The sequence below is a fragment of the Alienimonas sp. DA493 genome, assembly GCF_043951915.1.
Lineage (GTDB): Bacteria > Planctomycetota > Planctomycetia > Planctomycetales > Planctomycetaceae > Alienimonas.
In genome coordinates this window covers 1-9,067 of the sequence record NZ_JBINJD010000188.1, presented here as the reverse complement: position 1 = coordinate 9,067, position 9,067 = coordinate 1, and the positions used below count along the sequence as shown (strand labels likewise).

The following is a 9,067-nucleotide window of genomic DNA, read 5'->3' as shown; positions in this document are numbered from 1 at the left end:
CGGCGAACTACTTCGACGGCCTGCCGAACGCCGCGGAGCTGGGGATGGCCCAGTGGTCCGACCCGATCCGCTTTCTGCCCGACGGCACCGCGACGGCCGCCTCGGTGACGCTGGCCGACGAGGTCGGCGCCCTGCGGGTGGTCGTCCGCAGCTTGACCGGCTCCGCCTCGATCGAACCGGTCGAACGGCCGACCCTGACCGGGACGCAACCGGCCCCGCTCTCGGGGGCCGCCCAGCGATGACGCGCCTCCCGCACCGCCGTCTCCGCCTCGGGCCCATCCGCCGGGGAAGAGCCCGACGCGGGATCACCTTCTACGAGGTGTTCCTCGCCCTGATCCTGCTCGTCGCTTCGCTGGCGGTGCTGGGGCAGCACGTCTCGCTCGGCGTGCGGATGTCTGAGGAGGCCCGACTGCGGACCAAGGCCGAGGAGTTCGCCACCGCCAAGCTGAACGAAGTCCTAGCCGGCGTCGAGCCGTTGCAGTCCGTCGGCGAGGCCCCGCTGGAGGGGGACGACGGGCTGTGGTCGTACTCTTTGACGGTCGCCTCCGGTCCGGCGGAGGGGCTGCTGGACGTGACCGTCGCGGTTCTGCACGAGGGCCTGCGGGGCGAGCCGAACGAGGCGTTCCGCCTGCAACAGTTCGTCCGCGACCCGGCCGTGCTGCTGGACGCCGAAGTCTCCGAATCGACGGGGGGCACGCTGTGAGACGCCCCGCCCGCCGTCGCGGCGGTTTCACGCTGGTCGAAGTCCTGTTGGCGATGGCCCTGTTGGTCGTCGTGCTGGCGGGGGTCTACGCCGGGCTGGAGACCTTCCGCCGCGTGACCACGATGGGCCGCGACGCCGCCATGGAGCAACAACTCGCCCGGGCGATCCGGGCCCGATTGCTGACGGACGTCCGCAGCCTGCGGTTCGCCCCCCCGCGGGCCCTGCCGGACGAGACGGCCGCGGACGACTCCGAGAGCGACCCGGCGACTTCGGGGCCGTCCACCTCCTCGTCCTCTACTTCCGGGTCGGCGGACGCGGAGGCCGAGGCGGAACTGTTCCCGGTGCCGCAGGTCGGACTGACGGGCGACGCCGAAACGCTGACGCTCTACACGGCCCTGCCGCCGCGGGGCATCGCGGACGAGGTGACGTCCGGCCCCGCGGCCCGCACCAGCGATCTGCGGACGGTTACGTGGTTCCTCGCCGGGCGGGGCGGGGCGGTCTCCGCCGGGGTGGCGGAGCGGGACGGCCCGGGGCTCGCCCGGTCCGAGGGGGACACCGCCGCGGTCGCCCGCGCGGAGGACGCCGGCGACCTGCCCGGCCTGACCGCCGCCGCCCGGCTGCTCGCCCCGGAGGTGACCGGGCTCTCCTTCCGCTACTTCGACGGGGCGGAATGGCTGGCCACGTGGGATTCCTCGCTCACCGGGTCGCTGCCTCGGGCGGTCGAGGTGAACCTCGAAATCGACCTCGACGGCGCCCCGAACCCGTACGCGACCGGGCAGGAAATCGGGAACCGCGGGCCGAGCGTCACGCGGTTGGTGATCTGCCCGCTGCTGAGCGAACCGAGCGTGGAGGCGATGCTGTGAACGTTCGACGGCGATCCGCCGCCGCCTCCCGGCGACGGCCCGGCCGGCGGCGCCGCACCGGGTCGGTGCTATTGGCGGTGCTGGTGCTCGTGCTGTTGCTGACCTTCGGCGTCTACGGCTTCACGGAGCGGATGCTGGCGGAGAAGGCCGCCGCGAACGCGCACGGCGTTGCCGCCCGCAGCCGGGCCTGCGCCGACAGCGGCGTCGCCCTGGCCCTGGCCCTTGTGGACGAGGGGACCGCGAATCCCGCGGCCCCGCCGCCGATTTATCATGAACCGGCCGCCCTCCGCGGCGTGCTGGTCTCGCCGTCGGACGACCCGCTGGGCAACGGCCGCTTCACCGTCTTCGCCCCGGTCGAGGGCGACCCGACCGGCTCCCAGTTGCGGTTCGGGCTGATCGACGAGTCCGGCAAGCTGGACGTCAACGGGCTGCTGAACCTGACCGTCCGCGATCAGGAACTGACCGAAACCCAGCAGCGCGACCTGTTGATGGGCCTGCCGAACATGACGGAGGAGATCGCCGACGCGATCTTCGACTTCATTGACGAGGACAGCGACGTCCGCGAGTTCGGCGCCGAGTACGACGCCTACGCCGCCCTCGACCCGCCCCGCGTCCCCCGCGACGGGCCGATCGACAGCGTGGACGAACTCCTGCTGGTCCAGGGCGTGACCCCGGCGCTGCTGTACGGCGAGGACGCCAACCGCAACGGCCTGCTGGACCCCGGCGAGAACGACGGCGACGCCACCTACCCCCCGGACAACGCGGACGGTCTGCTGGACGTCGGCTGGACCGCCTACCTCACCGTGCACGGCGGCGAACCGAACCTGAACGCCGACGGCGAAGAGAAGATCGACCTCAACGACGGCGTCCTCACCGATCTGTTCGACGCGCTGGAGGAGGCCTTCGACACGGAAACGGCCCAGTTCGTCGTCGCCTACCGACTCGCCGGGCCGCTGGACCCGGAGAACAGCTCCGACAGCCTCGACCCGAACGCCGACGTGGACGCCCTGATGGAGGAGGGGCTGGACGAGAACGGCAACCCGACGACCCCCACGGCCACCGAGGAGGAGCAGGTCGATGCGATGGCCGGCGCCCTGGCGGATCTGATCGGCGGGGCGGACGAAGAGACCACCGTGACCCGGGCCGGCATGGACCTCTCCGGCGGGGCGACGACGGACATCGGCAGCTTCTACGATCTGGTCGACCGGGAGGTGGAGATCGAGATCGACGGCGAGCTGACGACGCTCTACAGCCCGTTCCAGTCCGGGGCGATGCTCGACGAGTTGCCGTCGATCCTGCAGACCGTCACCACCTTCGACACGGAGGTGATCCGCGGCCGGGTCAACGTGAACCAGGCGCGGTACGGGGCGTTGATGGGCGTCCCCGGCATGTCGCAGGCGTTGGCGGAGCAGATCGACGCGGCCCGGATGATCGGCGCCGGCGGCGAGGCCCGGCCGGACCTGCACGCCCAACGTCTCACCCCGTTCTGGCTCGTCGCCGACGGGCTGACAGACCTGCCGACGCTCCGCCGACTGGACCCGTTCATTACCGCCCGCGGCGGGTTCTTCCGGGTCCGCTCGATCGGCTACGTGGAGGGCGGGGGGCCGGCGGTGCGGGTGGAAGCGGTCATCGACGGCACGACCGCCCCCGCGCGGCTGGTGGAGATGCGCGACTTGTCCGATCTCGGCCGGGGCGTGCCCCGGGCGATGCTCTCCGCCCCCTGATCCCGCGGCGCCGCCCCTTGTCGGCGGCCGAAACCGGCCGCACAGTTTTCCCGACCCGCCTCATCCGTTCCCGCCGGCGTCCCCCGTCCCGTCCTCATGCCCGACACCCTCGCCCTCGCCTGGCCCCGCACCGCGGAAGAGCCGCTCCGCGGCGTCGTCATCGACGGCGCCGGGAAGGTGGGGACGACCTTCGAAACGCCCGCTCCCGTCACCGGGGAGGAACTGAAGAAGGCGCTGGTCAAAGCCAAGGTGACGGCCAAGCGGACCGTCGTCGCCGTCCCGCGGTCCCGGGCGACGATCCGCCGGCTGGACCTGCCCGCAGTCCCGGACGACGACCTGCCGGATCTGGTCCGGATGCAGGCCGCCACGAAGAGCGCCGCCCCGCTGGACCAGCTGGCCTTCGACTTTCTCCCGCTGCCGGTCGCGGCGACCGGCGACGCCGGGCGGGCGGCGCTGCTGGCGACCGTGCCGGCCAAACTGCTGAAGGAAATCTCGACGACGGCGGAAGCCGCGGGACTGGCGCCGGCCGCCGTGGGCCTCGCCCCGGTGGGGGCCGCCCGGCTCGTCGCCTCCCGCGATCCGGGGGAGGGGACGACGTTGATCGTCAGCCGCGACGGCGAGTTCGTGGAGCTCACGCTGCTCGCCGTCGGGCCGGACGGGCCGCGGGTGACGAACTCGCATTCGGCCCACCCCGTCGGCCAGGACGAGGAGGAGTGGGAACGCACGCTGCTCTCCGAATGCAGCCGCGTACTCATCTCCCACGCCGCCGGCATCGAGGACGGCCTCAACGCCGTGTGGGGGCTCGGGGAAGAATCGCACCGCTGGGCGCCGCGGCTCGCCGAACGGCTCGGCGGTTCGCCCCGGGCGGTCGAGGGGTGGGACGACCTCGGCCTGAGCGGTCCGTCCGGCGCCGCGGCGCCGGGGGCGCTGGGCGGGGCGGTCGGCCTGGCGGTCGGGGACGAGGCCGTCCCGGCGCTGAACTTCCTCGCCCCCCGCCGGCGGCCCGAGCCGAAGGACACCCGCCTGCGGACCGGCCTGTTGGCCGCGACGGCCCTCACGCTGGTGATCGGCGTCGGCTGGTTCGTGCTCGATCGGCAGAAATCGACCCTGCGGGAGCAGATCGCCGGCCTGCAGGTGAAGATCGCCTCCGACGAGAAGCTCATCGCAAAGAACGAACCGCTGCTTGCCGAGGACGCTGCCCTCGCCGCCTGGGCGGCGGAGACGACCGACAGCCGCACCGAACTGGCCCGCCTCGACGCCCTGCTGCCCGGCACGGAGCGGCTGTTCCTGGAGACCTTCCAACTCAGCCCGCCGACCGCCCGCAGTCGGGCGTTGATCCGCGCGGACGGCTACGCCGAGAGCACGAATCTGGTGCGGGAGGTCGAGCGGGACCTCGCCGCCGCCGGCTACGTCGTGCGGCCGACGCAAACCGCCCGCGTGACCGGCCGCGAGGGCTACCCGGTCCGCTTCTCCCTTTCCGCCGAACTGCCCCCCGACCGACCCGCCCCCGAGGGCGACGCCGCCACCGCCGGGGGGGCCGCCGTATGAACCGCAACGAAAAGATCCTCGCCGGCGTCCTCGGCCTGTTCCTGGTCGGCTACCTGATGCGCGGCCCGATCGTCGCGATGACGACGGGGCCGATCGCCGAGCTGCAGTCGACGCTCGACAGCACGCTGGACCGCTCCGACACGCTGTCCGACCGCGTGCAGGCGATCACCGCCGCCGCCGTTCGGGTGAACGACGCCCGCGGTCGCAGTCTGCCGGCGGACGTCAGCTACGCGGAGCGACTGTATCCGCAGTGGCTCTCCGACCTGGCGACGATCAGCGGGTGGGAGGAGGTGAGCACGGAGCTCCGCCCGGTGCAGGCCCGCCGCGACGAACAGTTCCGCCCCGTGCGGGTCGAACTGCGGGGGCTCGCCACGCTGGCGGAGCTCGACCTGTTCCTGCGGCGCTTCCGCCGCACCGATCTGCTGCACCGGATCAACTCGTCGAAAATCGCCAGCGCCGCGGAAGTGGGCGACACGCCGCTGGAGGTGCTGATCGAAGCCGAGGCGCTCTCCCTGCCGACCGCCGCCCAGCGGGAGGAGATCTTCCCGATCGCCCGGCTCGCCGCCGACCTGCCGGCCGACGCGGAGACCGCCACGGTCCGCATCCCGGCCGGGCTCAGCGGAGCCTTCCCGGAGGAACCCGGCTTCACGGTGCGGGCCGGCACGGAGTTCCTGACGGTCAGCGACGTGCAGCCGCTCAACGACGAGGGCGACGAGGACGGAACCCCGGTGCGGTGGACGCTCCGCCGCGGCGTCGAGGGCACGGAACCGGCGGATCAGCCGGCGGGGGCCTTCCTGCAACTCTGGCCGCACTCGGCGCCGGCCGACGATCTGCTGGCGTTCAGCGAGACCGGCCCGTTCCGCAAGCCGCGGAGCTTCGATCCGGAGCTGAAGCTCGCTGGCTCGCCCCGGCTGGTGCGGGGGGATGCGTTCACCCTGACGGCCTCCGCGGAGGACTACGACCCCCGCGGCGGGGAGCCGACGCTGTCCGCGACCGGTCTGCCGGAGGGCGCCGCCTTCGACCCGAGCACCGGCGAACTCACCTGGGACCCGCCGGAGGATTTGCCGGCGGGGGACTATGAGGTGGAGATCGCCGCCGAGGTGCCGCGGCCGGCGAAGACGCTGACCGGATCCGTCCTGCTGACGCTCGTCGACCGCAACACGCCGCCGACGGTCACCAGCGTGGAGCCGAAGACGGTCAACGCCGGGGACGTGCTGCTGTTCGAGGCCGAAGCCAGCGACGCCGAGGACGGCGACGAGGTGGACTTCAGCCTGGTCGACCCGCCGGAGGGGGCGTTCATCGACGCGTTCTTCGGCCTGGTCCGCTGGGAGGTCCCCGCCGACTTCCCCCCCGGCGAAGCGACGCTGACCGTGCGGGCGACCGACCAGGGCTCCCCGCCGCTCAGCGGCGAGACCCAGGTCCGGGTGACGGTGACGGAGGACCTGCGGCCGTTCGTGAAATTCGTCGGCCGGGTGACCCGCAACGGCGAGCCGGTCGCGACGCTGTTCAATCAGGCGGAGAACCAGATCACGAAGTTGCAGCCGGGCGACCCGTTTACGGTCGTCGGGGTCGAAGGCGAGGTGCTGGAGATCGGCCGCGACACGATGGAGTTCGCCCGGGACGGCCGGCGGTACCGGCTGGCGCTGGGCGCCTCGCTGGCCGACGCGATCGACCGCGGCGCGCTCGACCCTGCGGCGCCGTCCGCTGAGCCCTCGACCGAGCCCCCGCCGGCCGACGCCGCCGAGCCCGCCGTGCCCTCCGAGCCGCCTCGGGCGGAACCCGCCGCGACCGACGACGCGGCGGTCGCGGACAGCCGCGGCTCCGCCGGGACGACTCCGGCCCCCGACGAAAATTCGCCCGAAGACACGGAAACCGTCGCGGGCGAGGAATCCGACTGAACGGCTCGCGGCGAGTTTGCCGATAGCGCCGATGCGGCCGGGTTTGCCGACTGCCCGGGACGAGTTGCGCGACGCCCGTCGCGTCTCCCCATTCACACTCCGCTGACCGTGGACGTTCGCCGATGGACCGGCCGACTGCCTCCTCCCGCCGCCGCCTCGCTCTCTGGGCGACCGCGGTCCTGTTGACGGCAGGATCCGGCTCGCTGCGCGCGGACGACCCGGCGCCGGCCTCCCCGCCGCCCGCGAAGGCCGCCGTGACGATGCGGCACTTCAACGCCCCGTGGCCGACGGTGCTGCGGAAGCTCGCGGAGGAGAGCGGCTCGCACCTGGTGATGAAGGACGTCCCGCCGGGGCGCTTCAGCCGGTTCGACCGCGGCGAATACACCCGCGACGAAGCGGTGAAGATGCTCAACCAGCGGCTGGAGCCGGACGGCTTCCGCATTCTGGAGCAGGGCCCGAACCTGATCGTGATCAGCGATCGCAGCGTGCGGCAGGACTACCGCCGCCCGACCGCCCCCGGGGCCGAGGGCCGTCCGCTGCACGATCCCGCGACCGCCCTGACGCCGCTGCCGGAGCCGACCGCCCGCCGGCGAGACTTCTCCTCCGTGCTCCCGCACCGCGACGCGGCGGTGCGTCCCGCCGGCCGGACGGCCCGTGAGGCCGCCGAGGACTACGCCGCCGAGCAGGTGCAGAACGCGGCCCACGCTGAACCGATGGAACCGGACGCCGCCCCGGTGTTCGACCTGACCGCCGGCGCGGTCGCCGCCGCGGCCGACGCCGCGGAGCCGGTCACCGTCACGGTGCGGGTCAGCCGCGGCAACGCCAAGGCGGTGGCCCGCACGCTGATGCTGGCGGTCGGCGACCACGCCAAGCTGCTGGACCGCGGCCCCGGCGGCTTCCCCGCCTTCGCCGCCTACCGCCCGCAGCCCGGGGCCGAGCCGGACCTCACCGGCACGCCGGCCTACAGCATCGGGATGGACGAAACGAAGGACGAGTTGATCGTCACCGCTCCCGGCAAGCGGGCGGAGCAGATCGCCGCCGCCCTGACCGCGATCGACCGCGGACCGAAGGACGGGCAGGGGATGAAGGTGGTCGCCGGCGGGCCGGAGACGGTCGCCGTCAGCCGGAAGCTGAAGCCGGTGCTGGCCACCCTCGCCAAGTACCGCCGCCAGGAGGGACAGGCCCCGAACGCCGCCGACCCGGCCGCCCCCGCCGACGCCCCCGCGGCGGACGCCCCCGCCCAGCAGCCGCCCGCGGCCGGCGCCGGCCCGGCGGCCGGCGACCCGGCGGAGGTGCAACGCATTATCGAGAATCTGCGCAGCGACGTGCAGGTGGAGGAGTTCGGCGACAGCGGCGTGCTGATCATCCGCGGCAACCGGGACGACGTCGCCGCGGTCGCTCGGGTCATCAATCAGCTCGAACAGCTCTCCGCCGGCTTGCAGCCGCAAATCCAGCTGCTCTTCCTCCGTCACGTCGACAGCGTGCCGCTGGCGACCCTGCTGACGGAGGTCTACGGCGAACTGGCCCGGCTGCGGAACCAGGGCGAAGAGGCCCCGACCCGGGTCACGATCCTGCCCGTCGGCAAGCCGAACGCGGTCATCGTGATCGCCTCGGAGCCGGACCTGGAAGCCGTCGAGGCCCTCGCCACGCAACTCGACCAGCCGGTCCCCGCCGGGACGCAGCTGGAGGTGTTCCGCCTCGAAAGCGCCCTCGCCCCGCAGGTCGCCGAGGCGATCGAAGCGTTCTACGAAGATCGTGAGGGCCTGTTCCCGCAGGTGCGGGTGTTCGCGGACGTGCGGACGAACAGCCTGGTGGTGAACGCCGAGCCGAACGGCCTGGCGGAGGTGCGGAAGCTCGTCCGGGACCTTGACCGCGGCGAGAGCGGGCTGGTGAGCCGGATGGAGGTGGTCGCCCTCGAGTTCGCCACCGCCGAGGCGCTGGCCGACACCATCAACCAAGCGATCCGGGCGGTCATCAACCCGGCTCAGGCCCAGCAGGGCGCCGGGCTGGGCGGGGGGGCCGCCGGCGGCGGGGCCGACGCCCAGGCGTTGCAGGCGGCTCGCAGCGTGATCGTGGAGTACGTCACCGCGACCGGGGAGACCGGCCGCAGCGGGCTGCTGGCGGACGTGTCCGTCGCCCCGGACGCCACCGGCAATCGGCTGATTCTGACGGCGCCGGAGAAGACGATGCCGCTGCTGATCGCGCTGGTCGCGGCGCTGGACGCCCCCAGCGGCGCCCGGGCGGACGTGAAGGTCTTCACGCTGGAGAACGCCGACGCCGAGACCGCCGTCGAAATCCTCCGCGAACTGTTCGACACCTCCGCGACCGGCG

Annotated in this window: 7 protein-coding genes; all 7 read left to right on the top strand. The window is 73.2% G+C overall.

The window, feature by feature from the left end:
• A partial coding sequence (locus tag ACG2DA_RS20040) for a hypothetical protein (protein WP_395258112.1) occupies window positions 1–242 on the top strand: 242 nt, incomplete at its 5' end.
• A 77-nt stretch (window positions 243–319) separates the two neighbouring features.
• The gene (locus tag ACG2DA_RS20035) at window positions 320–703 is read left to right on the top strand and encodes a hypothetical protein (protein WP_395258111.1); all 384 of its coding nucleotides are present in this window, start codon (window positions 320–322) and stop codon (window positions 701–703) included.
• Window positions 700–1,566, top strand: coding sequence for a prepilin-type N-terminal cleavage/methylation domain-containing protein (locus ACG2DA_RS20030; protein WP_395258109.1), 867 nt, complete (start codon window positions 700–702; stop codon window positions 1,564–1,566). The genes ACG2DA_RS20035 and ACG2DA_RS20030 overlap by 4 nt, the downstream gene beginning before the upstream one ends.
• On the top strand, window positions 1,563–3,290 hold the full coding sequence (locus tag ACG2DA_RS20025) for a hypothetical protein (protein ID WP_395258108.1): 1,728 nt from the start codon (window positions 1,563–1,565) through the stop codon (window positions 3,288–3,290). The genes ACG2DA_RS20030 and ACG2DA_RS20025 overlap by 4 nt, the downstream gene beginning before the upstream one ends.
• 96 nt (window positions 3,291–3,386) lie before the next feature.
• Window positions 3,387–4,838, top strand: a complete 1,452-nt coding sequence (locus ACG2DA_RS20020) for a hypothetical protein (RefSeq protein ID WP_395258106.1) — start codon at window positions 3,387–3,389, stop codon at window positions 4,836–4,838.
• Window positions 4,835–6,736, top strand: a complete 1,902-nt coding sequence (locus ACG2DA_RS20015) for a putative Ig domain-containing protein (protein WP_395258105.1) — start codon at window positions 4,835–4,837, stop codon at window positions 6,734–6,736. The genes ACG2DA_RS20020 and ACG2DA_RS20015 overlap by 4 nt, the downstream gene beginning before the upstream one ends.
• Before the next feature lie 122 nt (window positions 6,737–6,858).
• Window positions 6,859–9,067 (top strand): secretin N-terminal domain-containing protein (locus ACG2DA_RS20010; RefSeq protein WP_395258103.1); only part of this gene is annotated, 2,209 nt, incomplete at its 3' end.

Coding starts and splice junctions, on each gene's coding strand:
- ACG2DA_RS20020 (WP_395258106.1), top strand. CDS start 3,387: ATGCCCGACACCCTCGCCCTCGCCTGGCCCCGCACCGCGGAAGAGCCG.
- ACG2DA_RS20015 (WP_395258105.1), top strand. CDS start 4,835: ATGAACCGCAACGAAAAGATCCTCGCCGGCGTCCTCGGCCTGTTCCTG.